The 24,817-nt window shown below is 69.6% G+C and carries 23 protein-coding genes; 18 read left to right on the top strand and 5 right to left on the bottom strand.

Annotation, left to right across the window (positions count from 1 at the left end; genetic code table 11):
• Nucleotides 1–36 precede the first annotated feature (36 nt).
• From cobO to ACWDTI_RS17315, 4 genes are all read left to right on the top strand, one after another.
• Nucleotides 37–654 (top strand): cob(I)yrinic acid a,c-diamide adenosyltransferase, encoded by a 618-nt coding sequence (cobO, locus tag ACWDTI_RS17300; RefSeq protein ID WP_449739332.1) that lies wholly within the window; start codon nt 37–39, stop codon nt 652–654.
• Entirely contained in the window at nt 648–2,099 is a 1,452-nt protein-coding gene (locus ACWDTI_RS17305; RefSeq protein WP_449739333.1) for a cobyrinate a,c-diamide synthase, read from the top strand. The genes cobO and ACWDTI_RS17305 overlap by 7 nt, the downstream gene beginning before the upstream one ends.
• Nucleotides 2,096–3,739, top strand: a complete 1,644-nt coding sequence (locus tag ACWDTI_RS17310) for a GAF domain-containing protein (RefSeq protein ID WP_449739334.1) — start codon at nt 2,096–2,098, stop codon at nt 3,737–3,739. Before ACWDTI_RS17305 ends, ACWDTI_RS17310 begins: the two co-directional genes overlap by 4 nt.
• 161 nt (nt 3,740–3,900) lie before the next feature.
• Nucleotides 3,901–5,106 (top strand): hypothetical protein, encoded by a 1,206-nt coding sequence (locus ACWDTI_RS17315; protein WP_449739335.1) that lies wholly within the window; start codon nt 3,901–3,903, stop codon nt 5,104–5,106.
• On the opposite strand, the gene ACWDTI_RS17320 is transcribed toward ACWDTI_RS17315, so the two are convergent.
• On the bottom strand, nt 5,016–5,699 hold the full coding sequence (locus tag ACWDTI_RS17320) for a response regulator (protein WP_449739336.1): 684 nt from the start codon (nt 5,697–5,699) through the stop codon (nt 5,016–5,018). The two genes, ACWDTI_RS17315 and ACWDTI_RS17320, sit on opposite strands and share 91 nt — an antisense overlap.
• 252 nt (nt 5,700–5,951) lie before the next feature.
• Here ACWDTI_RS17320 and ACWDTI_RS17325 point away from each other — a divergent pair, with 252 nt between their 5' ends.
• The 4 genes from ACWDTI_RS17325 (at nt 5,952) to ACWDTI_RS17340 (ending at nt 10,254) form a co-directional block, all read left to right on the top strand.
• Nucleotides 5,952–6,944 carry an acyl-ACP desaturase gene (locus tag ACWDTI_RS17325; RefSeq protein ID WP_449739337.1) on the top strand — a complete coding sequence of 331 codons (993 nt, stop codon included), beginning with the start codon at nt 5,952–5,954 and terminating at the stop codon, nt 6,942–6,944.
• Nucleotides 6,944–7,330 (top strand): hypothetical protein, encoded by a 387-nt coding sequence (locus ACWDTI_RS17330; protein ID WP_449739338.1) that lies wholly within the window; start codon nt 6,944–6,946, stop codon nt 7,328–7,330. The genes ACWDTI_RS17325 and ACWDTI_RS17330 overlap by 1 nt, the downstream gene beginning before the upstream one ends.
• Nucleotides 7,331–7,407: 77 nt before the next feature.
• Nucleotides 7,408–8,658 carry a uroporphyrinogen-III C-methyltransferase gene (gene cobA / locus ACWDTI_RS17335; protein WP_449739339.1) on the top strand — a complete coding sequence of 417 codons (1,251 nt, stop codon included), beginning with the start codon at nt 7,408–7,410 and terminating at the stop codon, nt 8,656–8,658.
• A 72-nt stretch (nt 8,659–8,730) separates the two neighbouring features.
• Nucleotides 8,731–10,254, top strand: a complete 1,524-nt coding sequence (locus ACWDTI_RS17340) for an MFS transporter (protein WP_449739340.1) — start codon at nt 8,731–8,733, stop codon at nt 10,252–10,254.
• A 57-nt stretch (nt 10,255–10,311) separates the two neighbouring features.
• On the opposite strand, the gene yaaA is transcribed toward ACWDTI_RS17340, so the two are convergent.
• On the bottom strand, nt 10,312–11,052 hold the full coding sequence (gene yaaA / locus ACWDTI_RS17345) for a peroxide stress protein YaaA (protein ID WP_449739341.1): 741 nt from the start codon (nt 11,050–11,052) through the stop codon (nt 10,312–10,314).
• A gap of 60 nt (nt 11,053–11,112) precedes the next feature.
• Here yaaA and ACWDTI_RS17350 point away from each other — a divergent pair, with 60 nt between their 5' ends.
• Nucleotides 11,113–12,843, top strand: coding sequence for a proline--tRNA ligase (locus ACWDTI_RS17350; protein ID WP_449739342.1), 1,731 nt, complete (start codon nt 11,113–11,115; stop codon nt 12,841–12,843).
• A 165-nt stretch (nt 12,844–13,008) separates the two neighbouring features.
• On the opposite strand, the gene ACWDTI_RS17355 is transcribed toward ACWDTI_RS17350, so the two are convergent.
• A complete protein-coding gene (locus ACWDTI_RS17355; protein ID WP_449739343.1) occupies nt 13,009–13,440 on the bottom strand; it encodes a ferritin-like domain-containing protein in 432 nt (143 codons plus the stop codon).
• Nucleotides 13,437–13,982 carry a hypothetical protein gene (locus ACWDTI_RS17360; RefSeq protein ID WP_449739344.1) on the bottom strand — a complete coding sequence of 182 codons (546 nt, stop codon included), beginning with the start codon at nt 13,980–13,982 and terminating at the stop codon, nt 13,437–13,439. Before ACWDTI_RS17360 ends, ACWDTI_RS17355 begins: the two co-directional genes overlap by 4 nt.
• Nucleotides 13,983–14,113: 131 nt before the next feature.
• Here ACWDTI_RS17360 and rimP point away from each other — a divergent pair, with 131 nt between their 5' ends.
• The 6 genes from rimP (at nt 14,114) to ACWDTI_RS17390 (ending at nt 20,641) form a co-directional block, all read left to right on the top strand.
• Nucleotides 14,114–14,671: a ribosome maturation factor RimP gene (gene rimP, locus ACWDTI_RS17365; protein ID WP_449739345.1), complete on the top strand. Its 558-nt coding sequence runs from the start codon at nt 14,114–14,116 to the stop codon at nt 14,669–14,671.
• A gap of 101 nt (nt 14,672–14,772) precedes the next feature.
• On the top strand, nt 14,773–15,783 hold the full coding sequence (gene nusA / locus ACWDTI_RS17370) for a transcription termination factor NusA (RefSeq protein WP_449739346.1): 1,011 nt from the start codon (nt 14,773–14,775) through the stop codon (nt 15,781–15,783).
• Nucleotides 15,784–15,854: 71 nt separating this feature from the next.
• Nucleotides 15,855–16,214 carry a YlxR family protein gene (locus ACWDTI_RS17375; protein ID WP_449739347.1) on the top strand — a complete coding sequence of 120 codons (360 nt, stop codon included), beginning with the start codon at nt 15,855–15,857 and terminating at the stop codon, nt 16,212–16,214.
• Nucleotides 16,215–16,279: 65 nt separating this feature from the next.
• Nucleotides 16,280–19,123, top strand: coding sequence for a translation initiation factor IF-2 (infB, locus tag ACWDTI_RS17380; RefSeq protein ID WP_449739348.1), 2,844 nt, complete (start codon nt 16,280–16,282; stop codon nt 19,121–19,123).
• Between the two features lie 106 nt (nt 19,124–19,229).
• A complete protein-coding gene (gene rbfA, locus ACWDTI_RS17385) occupies nt 19,230–19,688 on the top strand; it encodes a 30S ribosome-binding factor RbfA (protein ID WP_449739349.1) in 459 nt (152 codons plus the stop codon).
• Nucleotides 19,685–20,641 (top strand): DHH family phosphoesterase, encoded by a 957-nt coding sequence (locus ACWDTI_RS17390; RefSeq protein WP_449739350.1) that lies wholly within the window; start codon nt 19,685–19,687, stop codon nt 20,639–20,641. The genes rbfA and ACWDTI_RS17390 overlap by 4 nt, the downstream gene beginning before the upstream one ends.
• Before the next feature lie 92 nt (nt 20,642–20,733).
• Here ACWDTI_RS17390 and ACWDTI_RS17395 read toward each other — a convergent pair whose 3' ends face one another.
• Entirely contained in the window at nt 20,734–21,636 is a 903-nt protein-coding gene (locus ACWDTI_RS17395; protein WP_449739351.1) for a DUF5996 family protein, read from the bottom strand.
• Nucleotides 21,637–21,805: 169 nt separating this feature from the next.
• Between ACWDTI_RS17395 and ACWDTI_RS17400 the strand changes: the two genes are divergently transcribed.
• Genes ACWDTI_RS17400 through ACWDTI_RS17410 form a run of 3 tightly spaced genes read left to right on the top strand, consistent with a single transcriptional unit; the run spans nt 21,806 to nt 24,816 of the window.
• Nucleotides 21,806–23,143: an MATE family efflux transporter gene (locus ACWDTI_RS17400; protein WP_449739352.1), complete on the top strand. Its 1,338-nt coding sequence runs from the start codon at nt 21,806–21,808 to the stop codon at nt 23,141–23,143.
• A gap of 33 nt (nt 23,144–23,176) precedes the next feature.
• Nucleotides 23,177–24,163: a metallophosphoesterase family protein gene (locus ACWDTI_RS17405; RefSeq protein WP_449739353.1), complete on the top strand. Its 987-nt coding sequence runs from the start codon at nt 23,177–23,179 to the stop codon at nt 24,161–24,163.
• Nucleotides 24,160–24,816 (top strand): 4'-phosphopantetheinyl transferase family protein, encoded by a 657-nt coding sequence (locus tag ACWDTI_RS17410; protein ID WP_449739354.1) that lies wholly within the window; start codon nt 24,160–24,162, stop codon nt 24,814–24,816. Before ACWDTI_RS17405 ends, ACWDTI_RS17410 begins: the two co-directional genes overlap by 4 nt.
• Nucleotide 24,817 lies beyond the last annotated feature (1 nt).

A 24,817-nucleotide genomic window follows, 5' to 3' on the forward strand; every position in this document is an offset into this window, starting at 1 on the left:
TTCCCCGACGACAACGCGACAGCAGGAGGACCACTAGTGCCGCAAGGAGTTCCCGACGCGATACCCGACGACGGATTGACCACCCGACAGCGGCGCAATCTGCCCGTGCTCGCGGTGCACACCGGTGACGGCAAGGGTAAGTCGACGGCGGCGTTCGGCATGGCGATGCGGGCGTGGAACGCCGGGATGCGGGTGGCGGTATTCCAGTTCGTGAAGAGCGCGAAGTGGAAAGTCGGCGAGGAGACCGCGCTGACCACGCTGGGTGACGTGCACGAGCAGACCGGCGCCGGCGGCCCGGTCGAGTGGCACAAGATGGGTCAGGGCTGGTCGTGGTTGCGCGCCAACGCCGACCACGACGCCGACCACGCGTCCGCCGCCCGCGCCGGCTGGGCCGAGATCGCCCGGCGCCTCGCGGCGGCCGAGCACGACTTCTACGTGCTCGACGAGTTCACCTACCCGCTCGACTGGGGGTGGGTCGACACCGACGAGGTGATCGCCGCGTTGCGGGACCGGCCGGGCAAACAGCATGTCGTCATCACCGGCCGGCGGGCTCCGGCGGCGCTGATGGACGCGGCCGACCTGGTGACCGAGATGCGCAAGGTCGCGCACCCGATGGACGCCGGCCGCAAGGGCCAGAAGGGAATCGAGTGGTGACCACGCCCGCGATCGTCATCGCCGCCCCCGCCTCGGGCAGCGGCAAGACGACCGTGTCGACCGGGCTGATCGGCGCGCTGCGCGCGGCCGGGCACCGGGTGGCGCCGTTCAAGGTGGGACCCGACTACATCGACCCCGGCTATCACGCGGTCGCCGCCGGTGTCGTGGGCCGCAACCTCGATCCCAACCTCGTCGGCCCGGACCTGATCGGTCCGCTCTTCGCCGCGGGGTCCGCCGGCGCCGACATCGCCGTCGTGGAAGGCGTGATGGGACTGTTCGACGGCCGCATCATCGGCGGGGACGGCGGCGCCGGGCCGGGCGATTCGGGTCTCGCCGAATATGAGCCCGCCGCATACGGTTCCACCGCCCACGTGGCACGGCTGATCGGCGCACCGGTGATTCTCGTCGTCGACGCCGCCGGACACAGTCAGTCGGTCGCGGCCCTGCTGCACGGTTTCATCGCCTACGATCCGTCGATCCGCATCGCCGGGGTCATCCTCAATCGTGTCGGCTCCGATCGCCACGAGTGGGTGCTGCGGCAGGCGTGCGCGCGGGTCGGACTGCCGGTGTTCGGTGTGCTGCAAAGGGATCCGGATCTGCGGGTGCCGTCCCGGCATCTCGGGCTGATCCCGGCCGCCGAGCGGCGCGACGACGCCGTCCGCGCGGTCGCCGCGATGACCGCCACCGTCGGTGCGGCCCTGGACCTTCCGGCGATCGTCGCGGCCGCACAGAGCAGCCGCGGCGTGCCCGCCGAACCATGGTCGGCGTCGGATGTGCTGGGCGACAGCGTCGTCGACTCGGGGACACGCCCGGTGGTGGCCGTCGCGGGCGGTGCCGCGTTCACCTTCGGCTATGCCGAGCACCGTGAAATGCTGAGCGCGGCCGGCGCCGAAGTGGTCGGCTTCGATCCGCTGCACGACCGATTGCCACCGGGGACGGCCGGCGTGGTGATCGGGGGCGGCTTCCCCGAAGAACACGCCGAAGCGCTCTCGGCCAACGAGCCGTTGCGCGCCGACCTCGCCGCACATGCCTCCGCCGGTCGGCCGATCCTGGCCGAGTGCGCCGGATTGCTCTATCTCGCAACCGAACTCGACGGTCATCCGATGGCCGGTGTGCTCGACGTGGTGGGCCGGTTCGGACCCACCCTGACCCTCGGATACCGCGACGCGGTCGCGGTCGGCGACTCGGTGGCGTTCGTCGCGGGGGAGCGGGTCACCGGCCACGAGTTCCATCGGTCGACGGTCATCGCCGGCCCCGCAGGCGTCGAAAGTGCTTGGGCGTGGCGCGATCACCACGGAGTCGCGGGCACGCACGGGGTGGCCACCGGGTCGGTGCACGCCTCGTATCTGCACGTGCACCCGGCCGGAACGCCGTCGGCGGTCACACGTTTCGTCACACACGCCCGGGCAGCGATGCCGGCCGGAATAGAGGAGCGCGCAGGATGAACCAGGGTCTGACCCCCAAGGGCCTCGCCGACGCCCTCGACGCACTCGCCGCGCACGGCGCCGACGATCCCGCGATCCTGCGCGATCTCCTCGAGGCGGTGCTCGTCGTGGGACAGGGCCTCGAACTCGATCACGCGCTGCAGCGCATCGTCGAGATGGCGTCGGCGGTGGTCGACGCCCGTTATGCCGCGCTCGGTGTCCGCGGGCCCGACGGCACGCTCAGCGCCTTCGTGTACACGGGCATCAGCCCCTCGCAGCGCGCCAAGATGGATCATCTCCCGGTGGGGCGCGGGGTGCTCGGCGAACTCATCGCCCACCCGCAGGTGCTGCGCATCCCCTCGCTGGCGAAGCACCCTGCCTCCGTGGGATTTCCCGAGGGACACCCGCCGATGAGCACCTTCCTGGGCGCGCCGATCATCGTGCGCGGCTCGGTGTTCGGCAGCCTCTACCTCACCGAGAAGCAGTCCGCCCTCGAGTTCAGCGAGGTCGACGAGACCCTCGTCGGAGTGCTCGCGGTGGCCGCCGGGATCGCCGTCGACAACGCCCGCCTGTTCGAGCGTGCCCGCACCCGGCACCGCTGGACACGGGTCATCGCGCGCCGCGGCTCCGAGCCGCTGGCCGGAATCGCGTTGTCCGACACACTGTCCCGACTGTGTGGCGATGTCGCCGAACTGACCTCCGCGGTCGACGTGTTCCTGCTCACCGACGACGACGGGTCGATCAGTGTGCAGGGGCACACGGGTGCGCCGGTCGCCGCCGGCGACATGTCGTTCGCCGCCGACCGACACCTCATCGTCGTGCCGGCCGCCGAGATCCCGTCGGAACTGGTGCGCCGCAAGGCATCCTGGGCCTCGATCCAGCCGATGCAGCGTGCCGCGGGCGAATTCGGGTGGATCGTCATCACCCACCGCGAGCGGCCCGACTGGGCCGACGAGGACGCATCGGGTGTCGCCGGCGTCGCCGAGGTCGCCTCCCTCGCGGTCGCCTACGCAGAACAACAGCAGATGGCCCGCGATCTCGAGGTGCTCGAGGACCGCCACCGCATCGCCCGCGACCTGCACGATCACGTCATCCAGCGGCTGTTCGCGATCGGCATGTCGGTGCAGACGTTGCAGGCGGCCGCGATGGCGGGGTCGCAGCCCGACCCGTCGGTCACGGCGCGACTCGATCAGGTGGTCACCGACCTCGACCGCACGATCGCGCAGATCCGCACCTCGATCTTCGATCTGCAGACCGTCGCCGGCCACAGCGACGCCTCGACGCTGCGCCGGCGCGTGCTCGACATCGTCGCCGAACTGGCCGTGCACGCCCCGATCTCGCCGGGCGTGCAGTTCGCCGGGCCGGTCGACACCGTCGTGCCCGAGTCGCTGGGCCCGCACATCGACGCGGTGCTGCGCGAGGGGCTCTCCAACGCGCTGCGGCACGCGCACGCCGATCACATCGACGTGTCGGTGAGCGCCGACGACGACGTGCTGTCGGTGGAGATCAGCGACGACGGCCTCGGCATCGGCACCGACGTGAACTACCGCGGGCTCGACAACCTGACCCGCCGGGCCGATCAGTGCGACGGGACGTTCAGTGTCGTCACCCGCCCGGGTGGCGGTACCACGCTCACGTGGGCGGTCCCGCTGACGGGGTAGCGGACGGGATTGGGTGGCTGCTCTATGCGGCGGTCTTTGCTCGGTGCGGCGGAAAATTGCGCCGCACCAACGTAATTGCGCCTCACTGGCTTCTCCACAGGCGTCCGCGCCCCTGTGGATGGGTGAGCGGGGTGTGGGCGGCCGCGGTGCACGATCGGTGGATGAGCGGATTCGAGTTCGGGGATGGCGCACTGTACCGGTCGGATGCGATGGCGCGCGGCGTCACGGACGGGCAGCTGCGCCGTGCGGTCAAGCGACATGAGGCGCAGCGGGTGTGGCAGGGCGCCTACCTACCCGCCGAGGACACGTCGTCTCCGACGACCGGCTCGACATACACCGATCGGCTCCGACGGCACCGGCAGATCGTCGTCGCGGCGGCGCGTCATGGCACCGACGTCCGCACCGTCAGCCACACGTCGGCCGGCGTGTTGCACGGCGTGCCGATGCTGTGGCCCGATCTGTCGTTGGTGCACTTCATTTCTGCCACCACGGGTCGAACCACCGCACGCGGTGTCATCCATCGCTCCCGTCTGGCCCGCGACGACATCACCGAAATGGACGGAATACCCGTCACCACGCTCACCCGCACGGTCTGCGACATCGCGCGGCTCGGCGATCTACGCCAGGCGCTGTGCGTTTTGGACTCCGGGCTCCACCTGGGGGTTCGGGCAGACGAGATCGACGAGTGCGCGGGGCGACTGGCCCGGCATCCGGGCATCGCCATGCTGCGGGCTGCCGCTCTGCTGGCGGATGGGCGGTCCGAAAGCGTCGGCGAGTCGCTGTCCCGGCTCGTTCTCGGCGAGTGCCCACTGATCCCGGCGCCGGACCTGCAGGTGGAGGTCTCGATCACGGTTCGGGGCCGAACGAAAACGGTGTGGTGCGATTTCGGCTGGCGGGACGACGACGGGGTGCTGCGGGTGGTCGGCGAATTCGACGGCCGGCTCAAGTACCACCGGGCGAGTCCATTCGGCGAACGCCTACCCGAGGAGGTGATTTACGACGAGAAGCGGCGCGAGGACGGCATCCGGCATCCGGGATCGCGGCCTCGGCGTGGTGCGGTGGATCTGGTCGGACGCGCTGCATCCGGTCGCGCGCCTGCACCCCAGGGTCGTCGCCACCCTCCGCGCCCACGGCATCTGCCCGTGACGCCACCACCCTGCCCGCCACGCGACCCTGCGCTCGATGCGGCACTTTTCGTCCGGTGCGACGGAAGTATGTGGCGCATCACCACAATTCCGCCGCGTGAAACTCACGCCGTCGCTGGGAGGGGGGGAGGTTACATTTTGCCGTCGCGCAGTTTGGTGGCCATCACCGCGACCTGGGTGCGCCGCTGCATGTCCAGTTTGGCCAGGATGCGCGACACGTAGTTCTTGATGGTCTTCTCCGCCAGGTACATCTTCTGTGCGATCTGGCGGTTCGTCAGGCCGTCACCGATCAGGTTGAACACCTCACGTTCCTGCGCCGTGAGTTCGGCGAGGGGATCGGCGGCCGTGTCCTTGCCGTTGCGGAGCTTCGCCAGGAGGGCGGCGGTGCTCCGGTCGTCGAGCAGCGATCCACCGCGGCCCACGGTGCGGACCGCCTCGATGAGGTTGTTCCCGAGGATCTGTTTGAGGACGAAGCCGGACGCGCCGGCCAGGACGGCGGCCAGCAGGGCGTCGTCGTCGGCGTAGCTGGTGAGCATCAGGCAGTGCACCGACGGCTCGGCGGCGCGCACGTCGCGGCACAGCTCGACGCCGTTGCCGTCGGGCAGGCGGACATCGAGCACCGCCACGTCCGGCTTGGCGGCCAGAATGCCGACGCGTGCCTCGCCGACGGTCGCGGCCTCGCCCACCACTTCCAGGTCGGCCGCGGTGCTGAGTAGGTCGCGCAGACCGCGTCGCACCAGTTCGTGGTCGTCGACGAGGTAGACGCGGACCGGCGTGTCGGGGGTGGGGTCCTGCCCGGTGGCATCCACAGACATGGGTCCGACGGTACCGCAGTTCGGACCCCTCCGGCGCTCCCCGCGCGGCAAGTGGGTCGCGAAATTCGGCACTAGGGTCCCGGTCGATTGAGGACTTTCGGCTCACGTCGGGAGCGTGATCGCCGAGCAGTGTTGGTATCTGCCTCGAAATGTGCCGGCCCGACGACGTGCCCGCAGCCCGGGCCGCCAGTGCCGACAACCGCCTGACGACAGATGAATACTTCAAGACCGAGAAATGAGGACACGATCCACATGACCAGTCTGATCGGTTCGGAGATGACCGGCTCCGACCTCCTCCGTGAGCTGCTCCCCGTGTGTGAGACCGAAGTCGAGCGCCACATGAAGATGACCCGGGATTGGCATCCACACGACTACGTGCCGTGGGACGACGGCCGTAACTTCGCCGCGCTGGGCGGCATCGACTGGGATCCGGAGCAGTCGCAGCTCTCCGAGGTGGCGAAGGCCGCGATGATCACGAACCTGCTCACCGAGGACAACCTGCCGTCGTATCACCGCGTGATCGCCGACAACTTCAGCCTCGACGACGCCTGGGGCTTCTGGGTCGGCCGGTGGACAGCCGAGGAGATGCGTCACTCCATAGTGATGCGCGACTACCTGGTCGTCACCCGCGGTGTCGACCCGGTGGAGCTGGAGAACATCCGCATGGAACACATGACCCACGGATTCAACCCGCTGCCCGCCGACGACGGCCAGCGTGACCACAGCTTCGACATGCTCTACGCGGTCAGCTACGTCAGCTTCCAGGAGTTGGCCACCCGCGTCAGCCACCGCAACACCGGCAAGGCGTGCGGCGATCCCATCGCCGACCGCATGCTGCAGCGTGTCGCAGCCGACGAGAACCTGCACATGCTCTTCTACCGCAACATCGTCGCCGGTGCGCTCGACCTCGTGCCCGACCAGACCATGGCCGCGATCTACGGCATCGTCTCGAACTTCCAGATGCCCGGCGCCACCATGCCGAACTTCCGCCGCAACGCGGTGCTCATCGCCAAGGGTGGGATCTACGATCTGCCGCAGCACCTCTCGGAGGTCGTCATGCCGGTGCTGCGCAAGTGGCGCATCTTCGAACGCGACGACTTCGGCCCCCTCGGCCAGCACTATCGCGACCTCCTCGGTGCCTACCTCGAAGACCTGAACGTCAAGGTGGAGAAGTTCGAGGCGTCGCGCGAGCGTGCGCTGGAGCGCGCCCGCCGCAAGGGCCACCTCGCCGAGGTGGGGGCCTGATGACCGTGCTGGGCGACCCGCTCTTCCGCGAAGACCGATTCGGTGGACCGCGGTTCAACGGCCCGGTGCTCGACCTGATGGTCGAGTCCGAGCCGGCGGGTTGCGGTGACTGCTCCCCGTGCGCGTGCAGCGGCGAATCGGCCGATGCACCCGCGGCCGACCGCATGCCGGGCTTCGACACCGCCATCGCGATGGCCGAGGCCGCCGGCTGCGGCAACATCACGTGGTGGAACGACATCCGCTCGCATTCGGCCGACACCGCCGTCGGCGAATACGCCGCGTCGGTGCTCCTCGCGCAGATGATCCGGTCCTCGGCACACCGTTGGGGTGTGCCGGTGGTCGACGTGTGGGAGGCGGTCCGCCGAACCGGTCAGCTGCCGTCCTGACCGTGCAGGACTGATCTCCCCGCGATCGGTGTGCGGGGTCTGCGGCGAGTCGGATCCCGTCGGTAGGATCTGCACCCATGCCTGCCTCCACCCCGTCCGACCCGGTCACGCCCGATTCGACCGCCGAGCGGAATCACTATCTGGCCGGGCTCGACCTGACCGACCGCAAGGTCGTGCTCGTCGGCGGCGGATCGGTCGCGCAGCGCCGGCTGCCCAACCTGCTCGCGGCCGGTGCCCACGTTCACGTGGTGGCGCTCGACCCGACTCCGGCGGTCGAGTCGACGCCGGGGATCACCGTGCATCGACGCGCCTACCAGAAGGGTGACCTCGACGGCGCCTGGTACGTGATGGCCTGCACCGACGATCCGGCGGTCAACGCCGAGGTGGTCGCCGACGCCGAAACGCACCACACCTTCTGTGTGCGCGCCGACGACGCCCGATACGGCACCGCCGTGACCCCGGCCTCGGGCCGGCACCGCGACCTGCAATTCGGGGTGCTCGCCGGCGGCGACCACCGGCAGTCCGCGGCCCTGCGGGCAGCGATCGGCCGTGCCCTCGCCGACGGGTCGCTGAGCGTCGACGACGACGCCCCGCACGCGCCGGGTGTGGCGCTCGTCGGCGGCGGGCCGGGCGACCCGGACCTCATCACCGTCCGCGGCCAGAAACTGCTGCAGGTCGCCGACGTCGTCGTCGCCGACCGCCTGGCGCCGCCGCAGCTGCTCGCCGAGCTCGGCCCCCAGGTGGAGATCGTCGACGCGGCGAAGGTGCCCTACGGGCGGGCGATGAAGCAGGAGGCCATCAACGCGATCCTCGTCGACCGCGCGCAGGCCGGGAAGTTCGTCGTGCGGCTCAAGGGCGGCGACCCATACGTCTACGGCCGCGGCTTCGAGGAGGTCCAGGCGTGTGTCGCGGCCGGCGTCCCGGTCACCGTCGTCCCGGGTATCAGCAGCCCGATCGCCGCACCCGCGGCCGCGGGCATCCCGGTCACCCACCGCGGCGTCACCCACGAGGTGGTGATCGCGTCGGGTCACGTGCCGCCCGGACACCCGGACTCCCTCATCGACTGGTCGGTAGTGGCGCAACTGCGGGGCACCCTCGTGCTGATGATGGCGGTCGAACGCGTCGACGTCTTCGCCGATGCGCTGCTCGCCGGCGGCAAACCGGGCCACACACCGGTGGCGATGATCGAGAACGCATCGCTGCCGACCCAACGGGTCCTGCGCACCGACCTCGCCCACGCCGCCGAGACCGCGGCCGGTGAGGCGCTGCGACCGCCCGCGATCGTCGTCATCGGCGATGTGGCAGGGTTCACCGAACTCGCGTCCTGAGCTCGACATCTCCCTGCATCTGGTCAATGGGGATTGGCAAATCCCACCCGGTGACCGGTAGCGTCGGACGTTATGTCCGCACCGGAAACGTCTCCGCCGGCGCACAGCGCCGCCCCGGAGTATCGCAGCGTCTTCGGTCCGGCGATCCTCGTTCTGTCCGGCATGCAGTTGCTCATGGTGCTCGACGGCACCGTCGCCGCACTCGCGCTGCCCCGGATCCGCGACGCCCTGAACCTCTCCGAGTCGGGCTCCAACTGGATCATCAGCAGCTACGTCCTGGCCTTCGGCGGCCTGATGCTGCTCGGCGGACGGCTCGGCGACACCTTCGGGCGCAAACGCATGTTCGTGTTCGGCGTGGCCGCCTTCACCGTCACCTCGCTGCTGTGCGGACTGGCCTGGAACGAGGGCAGCCTCATCCTCGGCCGCGCGCTGCAGGGGGCATCGGCGGCGGTCGCCGCACCCACCGCGATGGCCCTGGTGGCGACCACCTTCGCGCCCGGTAAGCAACGCAGTCAGGCGTTCGCGATCTATGCGGCGATGACCGGCATCGGTTCGGTGGCCGGCCTGATCTTCGGTGGACTGCTGACCCAGGTGTCGTGGCGGCTGGTGTTCCTGATCAACGTGCCCATCGGGCTGCTGGTGGCGGCCGGGGCCGTGATGTACCTGCGGGAGTCGCAGGGTGTCCGCCTCGCGCTCGACATCAAGGGAGCGGTGCTGGGCACCCTCGGCTGCACCCTGCTGGTGCTGGCGGTCAACGAGGGTCCGGCCGGCTGGGGCCGGCCGATCGTCGTCGGGTCGTTTGTGCTGGGCGGCCTCGCCTTCATCGCGTTCATCCTCGTCGAGCGCCGCGCGAGCAACCCGATCCTGCCGTTCGTGCTGTTCGACAACAGCAGTCGCGTCGCCGCGCTCGTCGCCATCTTCTTCGCCAGCATGATCATGATGTGCATGGCCGTGTTCATCTCGCTGTACCTGCAGGGCATCCTCAAGTACACGCCGGTGCAGAGCGGTCTGGCCGTGGTGCCGTTCGCGTTCGGTCTCGGCATCGCCGCGGCGGTCGCCTCCAAGCTCGCGTTGCGCATCCAGCCGCGCTGGCTCGTCCTGTGCGGTGGGGCGGTGATCCTCGCGGGTTGCCTCTACGCGTCGTCGATCGCGACGAAGAGCCCGGCGTATTTCCCGAGCATCTATCTGCCCATCGTCATCATCGGCGTGGGCGTCGGCTTCGCGGTCATCCCGCTGACCCTCTCGGTGGTGGCCGGCGTCGCCCCGACCGAGATCGGCCCGCTGACCGCGCTCGCGCAGGTCGCCCAGAATCTCGGTGGCGCGATCGGCCTGGTCGCCGTCGGCGCCCTGGTCACCTCACGCGCGTTGTCGCTGGGCGGTACCACCGGACCCGTCGAGCGGATGAATCCCACGCAGCTGGCCGCGCAGGCCAACGGCTACGGCCTGGCGTTCGCCTGCTGTGCCGGTATCGCGGTCATCTGCACCGTCGCCGTGCTGTTCATGCGGTTCACGCCCGAAGAGGTCGCCGAGGGCCAGGCCGCCCAGGAGGCAGCCGACGCCGGGCTCGACCCGGACGCCGGCCAGACCCATCGCTGATCGCCCGCCGACCGGCAACTGCGACCGTCGAACGGCCCTGCGCAAGGCGGTTGACGTTCAGTCGGTGATCACCACGATCTGATCGGCCCGCGCGATCTCCACCCGCTGCCCCGCGTCGGACAGCACGGCCGCCAACCCGTTGATGTCACGGACCGTGCGGCGCGTCGCCACGAGCTCGCGCGCCATCAATCCCTTGTAGTGCTTGTTGAAATGGCTGACCACTTTTCGGGAGCCGTCGGCCGCCTCGGTGACCACCGTCGCCGTCACCGCGCCGTGCACCGGACCCAGCTGGTGATACACCCCCGACCGCAGGTCGACGACGAAATCGTCCACCGCGTCGAGCGCATCGGACAGGTGCGGCTTCCAGACCGACGCTAGCGTCGGCAGTCCCGGCAGCTTCGAGCCGCCGGAGAGCCGATACGCGGGAATCATGTCCGCGGCGCGGACGACCCCGAAGAGCGCCGACCCGATCGCCAGCCGGTCGGCGGCCTTGGCCTTGCCCGCGCGGGTCAGCGAGGAGTGGTCGAGCGCGTCGTAGAGCACCCCGGTGTAGCGCTCGATCGCAGGCCGGGTGGGGGAGAGCCACAGGTCGGCGTTGCGGTCCACCTCGGCGAGCTGGGTGCGGCCGAGGCCGAGCGCCTCGCGGCTCGCATCGAGGTCGCGGGCGAGGTCCACGAGGACGTCCCCGATGCGTTTGCGGATCGGGTTCAGCTCGGTGAACGAGAGCGTGTCGAGGTCCAGCGGTGCGCCGCGGCCGCCGTCGCTCTTGGTCTCGGAGGGAGGCAGGATGACGAGCACCGCAACACCATAACGAGGTCCGATCGCCGGTCGTTAAGCTGGTCAACTGTGATCACCCGCATGTCCTCCCTGTTCCTGCGCACTCTGCGCGACGACCCCGCCGACGCCGAGGTGCCCAGCCACAAACTGCTCGTGCGCGCCGGCTACGTCCGCCGGGCGGCGCCGGGCGTCTACAGCTGGCTGCCGCTGGGTCTCAAGGTGCTGCGCGCGGTGGAGAAGGTCGTCCGCGAGGAGATGGATGCGATCGGCGCACAGGAGATCCTGCTGCCCGCGCTGCTGCCGCGCGACCCCTACGAGACCACCGGTCGCTGGACCGAATACGGCGACGGCCTGTTCCGGCTCAAGGACCGCAAGGGCGCCGACATGCTGCTCGGCCCCACCCACGAGGAACTCTTCGCGCAACTCGTCAAGGGGGAGTACTCGTCGTACAAGGATCTGCCGCTGGTCATCTATCAGATCCAGACCAAGTACCGCGACGAGGAACGGCCGCGCGCCGGCATCCTGCGCGGCCGCGAGTTCATCATGAAGGACTCCTACTCCTTCGACCTCGACGACGACGGACTCAAGGCCGCCTACCACGCCCACCGGGAGGCGTACCAGAAGATCTTCGCCCGGTTGGCCGTCAAGTACGTGATCGTCGCCGCCACCTCCGGGGCGATGGGCGGCAGTGCGTCCGAGGAGTTCCTCGCCGAGAGCGAGGTCGGCGAGGACACCTTCGTCCGCTGCCTGGAATCCGGCTACGCGGCCAACGTCGAAGCGGTGATCACGCCTGCGCCCGAACCGATTCCGTTCGACGACATCCCCGCCGCCGTGGTGCACGACACCCCGGACACGCCGACCATCGCCACCCTGGTGGCCTGGGCCAACGACACCCTCGGCGGCACGTACGACGCCGCCGACACCCTCAAGAACGTGTTGGTGAAGGTCCGGCAGCCGGGCGGCGAGTGGGAGATCACCGGCGTCGGCGTGCCCGGCGACCGGGAGGTCGACTTCAAACGTCTCGAAGCCGCGGTGGAACCCGCCGAGGTGGAACTGCTCACCGACGAGGACTTCGCCGCCAACCCCGGCCTCGTCAAGGGCTACGTCGGACCGAATGGGTTGATCGCCAACGGTTTCCGCTACCTCGTCGACCCGCGTGTGGTCGACGGCACGCGGTGGATCACCGGTGCCGACGCCCCCAACAAGCATGTCGTGGATCTGGTCGCCGGGCGTGACTTCACCGCCGACGGCACCATCGAGGCCGCCGAGGTCCGCGACGGCGATCCGTCGCCGGATGGCAAGGGCGCCTTGGTATCCGCAAAGGGCATCGAGATCGGACACATCTTCCAACTCGGCCAGAAGTACACCAACGCCTTCGAGGTCGACGTCCTCGGCGAGAGCGGCAAGCCGGTCCGCCTCACCATGGGGTCCTACGGTGTCGGCGTGTCCCGACTGGTCGCGGTGATCGCCGAGCAGTGCCACGACGACAAGGGTCTGCGCTGGCCGAAGTCGGTGTCGCCGTTCGCCGTTCACCTCGTGATCGCGAACAAGGACGAGGCCGCCATCACCGGCGCCAACGAGCTCGCGGCCGACCTCGACGCCGCCGGGCTCGAGGTCCTGCTCGACGACCGCAAGGCGTCCCCGGGCGTCAAGTTCAAGGACGCCGAACTGCTCGGCGTGCCGACCGTCGTGGTGGTCGGCCGCGGATATGCCAACGGCACCATCGAGATTCGTGACCGGTTCACCGGTGAGGCCACCGAGGTGCCGGTCGACGGGGCGGTGGAGCAGATCGTGGCGGCCGCGCGCGCATAGCGCGCCGGGCGCGGCAGAGGAGGTGTCGAATCGGGGTGCGACGCGACGTGATTCGACAGCGCGACCTCGGCTGAGCTCGCACAGCGCGGCTGAGCTTGTACCTCCCGGCTGAGCTTGCACAGCGCGGCCGAGTCGCCTGCGACCTCATCTCGGTCGGAGGCGACCTCAGACCCGCCCCGGAAACGCCACCGTCGCAGGCGATTCCCGCAACACCACCCGCCACCGCGCGGCCCGCAGGGCCGAGGCGGTGTTGCCGTCGAGACCGAGTCGTCGGGACGCCGCGTCCTCGGCCTTCTCGTTGAGCGAACGATAGGCGACGGTGCAGTCGACCTCGGCGGCCAGCAGGGCCCGCACGGCGCTCACCGAGTCGTTGACGGGCACCGGAAGGGTGTATCCCGCAGCGGGTTCCGGCACGGTTGCCTTCGCCGCGGTGAGCGCGGCCACGAGCTCGTCACGGCGGGCACGATGTGCCGCAGTGTATTCGGCGACGGTCGCCCGCCGCGCCGCCGACACGAACGCGGTGCTCACCCCGTAGGTGAAGATCGCCGCGTTCTCCACGTCGACCGCGTCGGCCAGCGCATCGGTGGTGGCGGTCATGCGAGCTGCACCTCCACCATGGTCGTCACCGAGGCACTGATCGATCCGGCGAGACCCGCCGGATAGCCACTCAGCGACACCGCGGCATCGCCCGCGTTCCGGGCCGAGACACCCAACGCCGCCCGCAGGCCCGACACCGTCGTCGGGGTGGGTGAGGTAACCGGTGGCGCCGCCGAAGCGTCGGCAGACGGGGTCGCCGATGCAGTCCCCGATGCCGAACCGGGCGTGGCGATGCGGTCGGCAGTCCGCTGATCAAGGCGGGTGATCTCCTCCCGCAGGGCACGGGCGTGATCACCGCGCTGCGTCGCGATCACCGTCAGGGCCGCCGAGTACTCCGGTTCCTGTGGTGAGAGTTGTTGCGCAGCAAGCTGATCGGCGAGTGCGGCGTCGGCCATCGGCAGCAGGGCGGCCGCGGTGACCTGTTCCGGGGTCGGGCCGCGGTCGCAGGCGGCGATTGCCGGCAGCGCGACGGTCCCGGCCGCGGCGACCAGGCCGCCGCGCAGCACCGCGCGCCGGGTCAGGGGAGTCCTCACCCGACACATGATGCCAGTCGCTGCGTCGGACGCTCGTCGCCTCACCCGCCGGGGCGGACCGTGCGGGCCGATCCCGTCCCGATCCACTACGATGATCGACCGGACCGACACGCGGAACAACTGAACACGGAGGAGTGGTCGTGGCGATCAGAGCCGAGCAGGTACGCGATGTCATCGACCCGGTGGTCGCCGCCAACGGCTTCGATCTCGAAGACGTCTCCGTGCGGTCGGTCGCCGACCGCGACGAGGTCACCGTCGTCGTCGACCGGGACGGCGGCAGCGAGCTCGACGTGCTCGCCGATCTGTCCACCGCGGTCTCCGACGTGCTCGATCAAGCCCCCGCCACCGCCGATGCCGCATACACCCTCGAGGTCACCTCGCCGGGCATCGACCGGCCGCTGACCGCCGAACGGCACTGGCGGCGGGCACGCGGGCGCAAGGTCACCGTCGAGCTGCGTGAGGGCGACACCACCCGCACCGTGACCGGCCGCATCGGCACTCTCGACGACGGCCGCGTCGCGCTGGTGAACAACGACCGTGGCCGGATGCGCACCGACGAGATCGCGTTGGCGTCGGTGGTCAAGGCCGTCGTCCAGGTCGACTTCAGCAAGCCGAGCGCCGCCGAACTGAGACTCTGCGGCCTCGACGACGACGAGATCGATCGCCGCCGGTCCGACGCCGCGCAATCGGACACCTGACCCACCGCCATCGGCGATCATGGACAACGGACACGACGCGCCGCCACACGTACACCGCAGACAAGTGAATACACCGACAAATGAATAGGAGCCCAGCCCACATGAACATCGACATCAACGCGCTGCGCATGATCGAAGCCGACAAGGGCATCTCGATCGACACCGTCATCACCGCCATCGAGACCGCGCTGCTGACCGCCTACCGCCACACCGAGGGCTTCGCGCCGCACGCCCGCATCGACGTCAACCGCAAGACCGGTGCGGTGCGCGTGATGGCCCAGGAACTCGACGAGAACGGCGACGTCGTCCACGAGTGGGACGACACCCCCGAAGGCTTCGGCCGGATCGCCGCCACCACCGCCCGGCAGGTCATCCTGCAGCGGCTGCGCGACGCCGAGAACGAGAAGAACTTCGGCGACTTCGTCACACACGAGGGCGAGATCGTCGGCGGCGTCGTGCAGCAGGACGCCCGCGCCAACGCACGCGGCATGATCGTCGTCCAGATCGGCAGCGACGCCAACAGCGCCGAGGGCGTCATCCCGCCCGCCGAGCAGGTGCCCGGCGAGACCTACACCCACGGCGACCGCATCAAGTGCTACGTCGTGGGGGTGTCGCGGGGACCGCGCGGACCCCAGATCACCCTCTCGCGCACCCACCCGAACCTCGTCCGCAAGCTCTTCTCGCTCGAGGTCCCCGAGATCGAGGACGGCTCGGTGGAGATCGTCGCCGTCGCCCGCGAGGCAGGTCACCGCTCGAAGATCGCGGTGCATACCGGTGTCAGCGGCCTCAACGCCAAGGGCGCGTGTATCGGCCCGATGGGCCAGCGGGTGCGCAACGTGATGAGCGAGCTCGCCGGCGAGAAGATCGACATCATCGACTTCGACACCGACCCGGGCAAGTTCGTCGGGAATGCGCTGTCGCCGGCGAAGGTTGTGTCTGTCGAGGTCGTCGACCTCGGGGGCAAGGCGGCCCGTGTCGTCGTCCCCGACTACCAGCTGTCGCTGGCGATCGGCAAAGAAGGGCAGAATGCGCGGCTCGCAGCCCGGCTCACCGGTTGGCGCATCGACATCCGGTCCGACGCCGATCCGGCACCGGCAGGTGCCGGGGGATGACTTTGGCACCTTGTACGGGGCGTCTGACCAGCCGGTTGTCGCCAGTCGTATCTCTCGCGCTAGACTGATCGATGGTTCAGCAAGCGCTGTCGGCACCCGGCCCCGTCCGGATGTGTGTCGGCTGTCGGCAACGCGCCGATCGGGCGGAACTGGTGCGGGTCGTGGTCCGGCAGGAAAACGACCGACCGGGGATCGCCGTAGACCTCGCGAAGACCATGCCGGGACGAGGCGCCTGGTTGCATCCGCGGACGGACTGCATGTCCGCCGCGGTGCGACGCAAGGCGTTCGGGTCGGCACTTCGGGTGCCCGGTCTGACCGTGGACCCCGACGACCTCGCCGAAGCAATCGGCGGGATCACCGTAGGAGATGGCCATGACCGGCCAGAACAGGTAGCAGAAGACTATGAGCACACCGTGAAGTCCCCACGATGAGCACGTATCGGAAGTAACCCGAGGTCGAAGCGGGCAGCCCGCTCGACCTCCAAGTGAGGAGAGCAGTGGCAGGCAAGGCCCGCGTGCATGAACTGGCCAAGGAACTGGGCGTGACGAGCAAGCAAGTGCTCGAACGTCTCAAGGAACAGGGCGAGTTCGTCAAATCGGCGTCGTCGACGGTGGAAGCCCCCGTCGCCCGACGTCTCCGCGAATCATTCCCCCAGCCCGGAGCAGCCAAGGAGTCCGCCAAGCCGGCGGCCAAGCCTGGCGGTTCCGCGGCTCCCAAGCCGGGCGCCAACGGCGCAGCGGCGGCAAAGCCAGGCCCGGCGCGACCCGGTCCGAAACCGAGCGCACCCGCGCCGGCACCGGCCGCACCCGTGGCTCCGGCAGCCCAACAGATCCCGACCCCGGCTCCCGCGCCGTCGAAGCCCGCTCCGGCGGCCCCGACTCCGCAGGCTCCGGCGGCCCGTGCCGCAAGTCCGGCACCCGAGGCGCGTCCGGCTGAGTCCGGTGGCGCATCGCGTCCGGGTCCCGGTCCGCGTCCCGGCCCGAAGCCCGGTCCGCGTGCCCCGCGGGTCGGCAACAACCCCTACTCGTCGGCCCCGGCGCCCGCGCCGCGTCCGCCGGCCCCCCGTCCCGGCCCCGGCCAGGGCGGCCCGCGTCCGGGTGGACGTTCCGGTGCATCCGGTCGTCCCGGCCCCGGTCAGGGTGGTCCGCGACCAGCTCCGGGTCAGGGCGGACCTCGTCCGAACCCCGGCAACATGCCTCCGCGCCCCAATCCGGGTGCGATGCCCAGCCGTACCCAGCGTCCCGACGCCGGCCGTCCCGGCCGCGGCGGACCAGGTGGCGGTAACCGTGGCGGCGGTGGCGGTGGCTACCGCGGTGGCGGCGGCGGTCAGGGAGCGCCCGGTGGCGCACCGGCCGGTACAGGCGGCGGTTTCCGCGGTCGTCCCGGTGGTGGCGGTGGCGGCGGTGGCCGTGGCCGCGGTGGTGCGGCCGGCGCTTTCGGTCGTCCCGGCGGCGCGCCCCGCAAGGGCCGTAAGTCGAAGCGGGCGAAGCGCGCCGAGTACGAGAACATGCAGGCACCGGCAGTCGGCGGTGTCCGGCTGCCCCGTGGCAACGGCGAGACCATCCGGCTCGCCCGCGGCGCATCGCTGTCCGACTTCGCCGACAAGATCGACGCCAACCCGGCATCGCTCGTGCAGGCGCTGTTCAACCTCGGCGAGATGGTCACCGCGACCGAGTCGGTCAACGACGAGACGCTGGAGCTGCTCGGCTCCGAGATGAACTACGACGTCCAGGTCGTCAGCCCGGAGGACGAGGACCGTGAGCTCCTGGAGAGCTTCGACCTGTCCTACGGCGAGGACGAGGGCGGCGAGGAAGATCTCGAACAGCGTCCGCCGGTGGTCACCGTCATGGGTCACGTCGACCACGGCAAGACCCGACTGCTCGACACCATCCGTAAGGCCAACGTCCGCGAGGCCGAGGCCGGTGGCATCACCCAGCACATCGGTGCATACCAGGTGAACACCCACCTCAACGGTGACGACCGCCTGATCACCTTCATCGACACCCCGGGTCACGAGGCGTTCACCGCCATGCGTGCCCGCGGTGCGAAGGCCACCGACATCGCGATCCTGGTGGTCGCGGCCGACGACGGCGTCATGCCGCAGACGGTGGAGGCGGTCAACCACGCGCAGGCGGCCGACGTGCCGATCGTCGTGGCGGTCAACAAGATCGACAAGGAAGGCGCCGACCCGCAGAAGATCCGCGGACAGCTCACCGAGTACGGCCTCATCCCCGAGGAGTACGGCGGCGACAGCATGTTCGTCGACATCTCGGCCAAGCAGGGCACCAACATCGACGAGTTGCTCGAAGCGGTGCTGCTCACCGCCGACGCGTCGCTCGATCTGCGGGCCAACCCCGACATGGACGCCCAGGGCGTCGCGATCGAGGCCCACCTCGACCGCGGCCGCGGCCCGGTGGCGACCGTGCTGGTGCAGCGCGGCACGCTCAAGGTCGGCGACTCCGTGGTGGCCGGCGACGCCTACGGCCGCGTTCGACGCATGGTCGACGAGCACGGCGACGACGTCGAGGAGGCGACCCCGTCGCGTCCGGTGCAGGTCATCGGCTTCACCTCGGTGCCCGGCGCGGGCGACAACCTGCTCGTCGTCGAGGAGGACCGGATCGCCCGGCAGATCGCGGATCGCCGCAATGCGCGCAAGCGCAACGCGATGGCCGCACGCAGCCGCAAGCGGATCAGCCTGGAAGACCTGGATTCGGCGCTGAAGGAAACCAGCCAGCTGAACCTGATCCTCAAGGGCGACAACTCCGGTACCGTCGAGGCCCTCGAAGAGGCGCTGCTCGGTATCGACATGGGCGAAGAGGTCTCGCTGCGCGTCATCGACCGCGGTGTCGGTGGTGTCACCGAGACCAACGTCAACCTGGCGGCCGCCTCGGATGCGATCATCATCGGCTTCAACGTCCGTGCGGAGGGCAAGGCCACCGAGCTGGCCAACCGCGAGGGCGTCGACATCCGGTACTACTCGGTGATCTACCAGGCCATCGACGAGATCGAGAGCGCGCTCAAGGGCATGCTCAAGCCGGTCTACGAAGAGGTCGAGCTCGGCCGCGCCGAGATCCGCGCGATCTTCAAGTCGTCGAAGGTCGGCAACATCGCCGGCTGTCTGGTCCAGTCGGGCATCATGCGCCGCAACGCCAAGGCACGCCTGCTCCGCGACAACGTCGTGGTCGCCGAGAATCTCACGATCTCGTCGCTGCGCCGCGAGAAGGACGATGTCACCGAGGTTCGCGACGGTTACGAATGTGGTCTCACCGTGACCTACAGCGACATAAAGGTCGACGACGTCATCGAGAGCTACGAGCTGCAGGAGAAGTCGCGCGACTGACTCCTGTCAGCTGAGAGGTTTCCGCACTACTGCTACCCCTTTCCGTCCACGGATCACCTGTGGACGGGAAGGGGAGTAGTTTTTCGCCCAAAGGAAAGGGATCGAGATGGTTGATACGGCACGGGCAGCCCGCCTCGCCAAGCGCATCTCGTCGATCGTCGCGTCGGCGATCGGCACCGAGATCAAAGACCCGCGACTCGCATACGTCACCATCACCGATGCCCGGGTCACCAACGATCTGCACGACGCGACGCTCTACTACACGGTGATGGGTGACTCGATCGACGCCGTACCCGACTACGAGGCGGCCGCCGCCGGCCTGGCCAAGGCCACCGGCATCCTCCGCTCCAAGGTGGGTGCCGGCACCGGTGTGCGGTTCACCCCGACCCTGACGTTCGTCCTCGACACCGTCCCCGACGCCGCCCGGCACATGGAGGAGCTCGTGGCGCGGGCGCGCGCCAACGACGAACTGGTCGCCCGCCAGGCGGCCGCCGCCACACCGGCCGGCGACGCCGATCCCTACCGCCACGACGAGGACGCTGCAGACGGCGGTTCCGCCGAGTGACCGCGTCCTCGGCCGCAGAGGTGGCGCAGGCACTCATCGACGTGCCTGCGGTCACCATCTGCTGCCACGTCCGCCCCGACGCGGACACCATCGGCAGTGGGCTGGCGCTCGGCCTCGCGCTCGATCGGCTCGGCGCCGACGTCGAGGTCGCGTTCCCCGGCACCGTCGCGCTGCCGGATGCCATGCGCGCGCTGCCCGGCGCCAAACTGCTAGTGGACGAGGCCGACCTGGTGCGACATCGGGTGGTGGTGTCGGTCGACGCCGCCGGCCTCGGCCGACTCGAATCGCTGGTGCCGACCTTCACCGCGGCCGAGCGCACCATCGCCATCGACCACCATGCCTCCAACGGCGGGTTCGCCGACCTCGACCTCATCGACGCCACCGCCGACTGCACCGCCGTTCTGGTGCTCGCGGTGCTCGACGAGCTCGACGTGACCATCGACGTCGACATCGCGACATGTCTGTACGCGGGCCTGGTCACCGACACCGGATCGTTCAAATGGGCTCGGCCCGAATCGTTCCGGATCGCCGCCCGACTCCTCGACACCGGCGTGGACGCCCGCACCTGGAGCCGGATCCTGCTCGACACCCACCCGTTCGCCTGGTTGCCGATGGTCGGATCGGTGCTCGGGGCCGCCAAGCTCGTGCCGAAGGCGTGCGGCGGTGAGGGACTGGTCTACGCGGTCATCGGCAACGCGCTGCTGCGCAGCATGAGCTGGGAGGAATCGGAGAGCGTCGTCGACATCGTCCGGACCGCCGCCGAGGCGGAGATCGCGGCGGTGTTCAAGGAGATCGAACCCGGCCGCTGGTCGGTGTCGCTGCGCTCCAAGCGGACCGTCGACCTCGTCCCGATCGCGACCTCACACGGCGGCGGGGGCCACCGGCACGCATCCGGCTACAGCGACGAGGGCGCCGCGGATCAGGTCGTCGCGCGGCTGCTCGATTCCCTGTAAGACCCCACCTGAGCGGCGCCGGGGAACACTTTCGTCGCGCTCGCAGGCACGCGTGCTCGGCAACCGCAGCGGCCGAAACGACGGTCCGAGCGCTACTTCGTCAACCCCGCCGGCCACCCACCCGCATCAGCAGCCGCGCGGTAGGTCTGCTCGAGGAACCCCAGCGCCGTGGCGGTCGGGTCCGCCGAAGTCCGGGCCGCCTCGTAGGGCAGGACGAACTCGCCGAGTTGCTCGTCGTACCGGGCACCGGACACCTCGATGGGCGTCGTGCTGAATCCGTCCGGCACCGGATAGGCGTAGGAATAGAACGCGCCCTCCGCACCCCCGCCGCACCAGAAGCCGGCGCTGGCCAACTCCGCGTCGTATGCCTCGTGCATGACGAAATCCGGACAGTTGGGTACGCCACCGGGATGCTGCGGTGCGGACCGTCCGGAGAACCGGGTGACCGCGAGATCGAAAGAGCCCCAGAAGAAGTGGACCGGACTGACTTTTCCGGTGAAGCGCGCGCGGAACTCGGTGAAAACCTCGGAGATCACCACGAGCTGTTGCCAGAACGTGTGTACGGCCACCGGGTCGTACGAGTGGTGAACCTCGTCGTCGGCGAACGGGATGACCTCGGGAAGTTCGACGGGAACCGGGTAGATCGTGGCGTGCACCCCGAGAGCGTCGAGGTCGGCCCGGAACTCGCGGTAGAAGTCCGCAACGGATCGTGGCCCGAGTTGGATGCTGCGCGACCGACCGTCGGTGTGCTGCATCACCAGTTCGTGAGTCACGAAATCGAATCGGACCTCGAGCCCGCCGTCGTCGACCGGCATCAGCGAGGTGGTCAGGCCGCGGGCATCGACGTAGAGCGTGATGCCCCACCAATGGTTGATGTTCGGCCCGAGCGCCAGGCGGAGTTTGCCGACGATCTGCGTCCACATGTGCACGGTGTCACGGGTGTCGGTCCAGCTGTCGACGGTGAGCGCGGGCCAGGGAGAGGTGGAGGCGACCATGACCCCACCCTGCCACGGTTTGCCCGGAAGTGGCCCCGCTCCGGTTTCAGCGACCCTTCCGCTGGTCGGGGCGCCCTTTGCCGGTCGAGCAAGGAGGGCGAGCTTGCGACGACCGCATCGACACCACCGCCCGGCAGTCAGCCCGTCCGGCGTCGATAGGGTTGACCGCATGTCGACAGCGGGCCCGGACACCAGTGGCCTGCGGATCGCCACCCTGACGGTCTCGGCCCTCGCCGTCCTCATCGCCCCGCCGATGTACCTCCTGCTCGACCTCGCGGTGGTCGGTCGCCTCGGCGGTCATCAGCTCGCGGCGCTCGGGGTGGCGACGCTCGTGCTGTCGGTGATCAGCACACAGCTGACCTTCTTGTCGTACGGCACGACGGCCCGGTCGGCCCGCCGCTTCGGTGCCGGCGATCGCGTCGGCGCCGTGCACGAGGGGGTGCAGGCCAGTTGGATCGCCGTGGCTGTCGGCGTGCTGCTGGTCGCGGTGATGTATCCGCTGACGCCCTACGTCATGGATCTGCTCGTCGGCACCGGCCCCGACGCCGCCCGGGTGGCCGACGACGCCACCGAATGGCTGCGGATCGCGATGTTCGGCGTGCCGCTCATCCTGCTGTCGATGGCCGGCAACGGGTGGATGCGCGGCGTGCAGGACACCCGGCGTCCGGTGATCTACGTCGTCGTCGGATTGTCGGTCGCGGCGGTCCTGGTCGTCGGTCTCACCCACGGGGTGCTCGGGTTCCCGCGGCTCGGACTGCCGGGCAGCGCGATCGCGAACCTGATCGGCCAGGGCATCACCGGGACGCTCTTCGCGGTGCGCCTGGTTCGCGAGGCCGGCCCGGGGGCGCTGCGCCCCGACCGGCCGGTCATGCGGGCGCAGCTGGTGATGGCCCGCGACCTGGTGGTGCGCAGTCTCTCGTTCCAGGTCTGCTTCCTGTCGGCGGCGGCGGTCGCCGCAAGGTTCGGGGTCGCCGACGTCGCGGCCCACCAGGTGGTGCTGCAGCTGTGGGAGTTCATGTCGCTGTTCCTGGACTCGCTGGCGATCGCCGCGCAGGCCCTCGTCGGTGCGGCGCTCGGTGCGGGAGCGGCGGCCGCGGCCGGTGCCGTGGCGCGCACCGTGACGATCGTGTCGCTGATCGCCGCATCTCTGGCGGCGGCGGTCTTCGCGGTCGGTGCCGGCATCATTCCGCGGCTGTTCACCTCCGACCCGGGCATCCTCGACGCGATCAGCGTGCCGTGGTGGTACTTCGTCGCGATGCTGCCGGTCGCCGGCGTGGTGTTCGCGCTCGACGGTGTCCTGCTCGGCAGCGGCGACGCCGCGTTCCTGCGCACCGCGACGCTGACCGGCGCGCTGGTCGGGTTCTTCCCGATGATCTGGCTGTCGCTGGTGTTCGACTGGGGCCTCGCGGGTATCTGGACCGGTCTGATGCTCTTCATGCTGATCCGGTTGGCCAGCGTGGTCTGGCGGATCCGCTCGGGGCGCTGGCGCCGGGTGGGGACGGACTGAGTCACACCGCCGCTTCTGGCACGATGGATCCTCGTGGCAACTCTCTGGGCGATCAGCGATCTGCACGTCGCGCACCGCGGCAACGAGCACATCATCGACATGATCCGCCCGACGCACAGTGACGACTGGCTGATCGTCGCCGGTGACGTCGCCGAACGCACCGACGACATCGTCGACACCCTTCGCCGGCTGAGGTCGCGATTCCACACCGTCGTCTGGGTGCCCGGCAACCACGAGCTCTACACCACCGCCAAGGACCCGCTGCAGATCTTCGGCGTCGCCCGCTACGACTATCTGGTGCAGGCGTGCCGCGACCTCGGCGTCGTCACCCCGGAGGACATCTATCCGCTGTTCGACCCGGGCGACGGTACCCCGCCGGTGCGGGTGGTGCCGATGTTCCTGCTCTACGACTACACCTTCCGCCCCGAGGGCACCTCCACCAAGCTGACCGCGCTGGCCCTGGCGCGGGAACGCAACGTGGTGGCCACCGACGAGTTCCTGCTCTCACCCGAGCCGTATCCCACGCGGGACGCCTGGAGCCGGGCCCGGATCGAGTCCACCCGCAAGCGCCTCGACGCCATCGACCCGGCCGAGTCGACGGTGCTCATCAACCACTGGCCGCTGCGCCGGGAACCCACCGACGCGCTGTTCTACCCCGAGTTCGCGCTGTGGTGCGGCAGCGAGTTGACCGACGACTGGCACACGCGCTATCGGGCCGCCTGCTGCGTCTACGGCCATCTGCACATCCCGCGCACCACCTGGTACGACTTCGTCCGGTTCGAAGAGGTGTCCGTGGGCTATCCGCGCGAGTGGAAGCGCCGCGGTCTGCCCGAACCGTTGTTGCGGGCCATCATTCCCGACCCCGGGCTGACCGAGGACGACCTGCCCGGGCACGGCGCCCGATTCGAGTTGCCGCCCGACTACGAGAAACGCGCACGCGAGTTCGCACGGCGGCTCGAGGAACGACGGCAACAGCGGGCACAACGATCCGGCAGCGGGAAGACGGAGGGACAAGGGTGATCGAGCAGCTGGTACCGGCCGGGGTGGCCGCAGTCGAGGCGTTCGAGGACCCGCCGGGTCTGGAGCCGATGCCCGCCGAGCGGAGCCTCATCGAACGTGCCGTGGAGAAACGGCGGCGGGAGTTCACCACGGCGCGGGATTGTGCGCGACAAGCCTTGTCGGAGCTGGGTTTCGAGCCCACACCCATCATGCGGGGGGACAAGGGGATGCCGCTGTGGCCGGAGAAGGTCGTGGGGAGCCTCACGCACTGCGACGGCTACCGGGCGGCGATCGTCGGCTATGCGCTGCAGGTCAGATCGCTCGGCATCGACGCCGAACCGCATGACACACTGCCCGACGGGGTGCTCGACCACACCAGCATCGCCGCCGAACGCGACGTCCTCGCCACCCGCCCGTCCGGCCTGCACTGGGATCGACTTCTGTTCTGCGCCAAGGAGGCAACGTACAAGGCGTGGTTCCCGGTCACGCACCGCTGGCTCGGTTTCGAGGACGCGCACATCACCTTCGACCAGACCTCCGACACCGGCGGCACGTTCAGGTCGCGGATTCTCATCGACCCGGCCACCATCGACGGCGGACCACCGCTCACCGAGTTGTCCGGCCGGTGGCTGATCGACCGCGGCCTCATCACCACCACGATCGCGCTCACCTGAC

Source organism: Gordonia sp. NPDC003424, from assembly GCF_053588655.1.

Excerpts from the sequence above, each read along its gene's own strand:
- ACWDTI_RS17310 (WP_449739334.1), top strand. The coding sequence starts at position 2,096 with ATGAACCAGGGTCTGACCCCCAAGGGCCTCGCCGACGCCCTCGACGCA.
- ACWDTI_RS17315 (WP_449739335.1), top strand. The coding sequence starts at position 3,901 with ATGAGCGGATTCGAGTTCGGGGATGGCGCACTGTACCGGTCGGATGCG.
- ACWDTI_RS17320 (WP_449739336.1), bottom strand. The coding sequence starts at position 5,699 with ATGTCTGTGGATGCCACCGGGCAGGACCCCACCCCCGACACGCCGGTC.
- ACWDTI_RS17325 (WP_449739337.1), top strand. The coding sequence starts at position 5,952 with ATGACCAGTCTGATCGGTTCGGAGATGACCGGCTCCGACCTCCTCCGT.
- ACWDTI_RS17330 (WP_449739338.1), top strand. The coding sequence starts at position 6,944 with ATGACCGTGCTGGGCGACCCGCTCTTCCGCGAAGACCGATTCGGTGGA.
- cobA (WP_449739339.1), top strand. The coding sequence starts at position 7,408 with ATGCCTGCCTCCACCCCGTCCGACCCGGTCACGCCCGATTCGACCGCC.
- ACWDTI_RS17340 (WP_449739340.1), top strand. The coding sequence starts at position 8,731 with ATGTCCGCACCGGAAACGTCTCCGCCGGCGCACAGCGCCGCCCCGGAG.
- ACWDTI_RS17350 (WP_449739342.1), top strand. The coding sequence starts at position 11,113 with ATGTCCTCCCTGTTCCTGCGCACTCTGCGCGACGACCCCGCCGACGCC.
- ACWDTI_RS17355 (WP_449739343.1), bottom strand. The coding sequence starts at position 13,440 with ATGACCGCCACCACCGATGCGCTGGCCGACGCGGTCGACGTGGAGAAC.
- ACWDTI_RS17360 (WP_449739344.1), bottom strand. The coding sequence starts at position 13,982 with ATGTGTCGGGTGAGGACTCCCCTGACCCGGCGCGCGGTGCTGCGCGGC.
- nusA (WP_449739346.1), top strand. The coding sequence starts at position 14,773 with ATGAACATCGACATCAACGCGCTGCGCATGATCGAAGCCGACAAGGGC.
- ACWDTI_RS17375 (WP_449739347.1), top strand. The coding sequence starts at position 15,855 with ATGGTTCAGCAAGCGCTGTCGGCACCCGGCCCCGTCCGGATGTGTGTC.
- rbfA (WP_449739349.1), top strand. The coding sequence starts at position 19,230 with ATGGTTGATACGGCACGGGCAGCCCGCCTCGCCAAGCGCATCTCGTCG.
- ACWDTI_RS17395 (WP_449739351.1), bottom strand. The coding sequence starts at position 21,636 with ATGGTCGCCTCCACCTCTCCCTGGCCCGCGCTCACCGTCGACAGCTGG.
- ACWDTI_RS17400 (WP_449739352.1), top strand. The coding sequence starts at position 21,806 with ATGTCGACAGCGGGCCCGGACACCAGTGGCCTGCGGATCGCCACCCTG.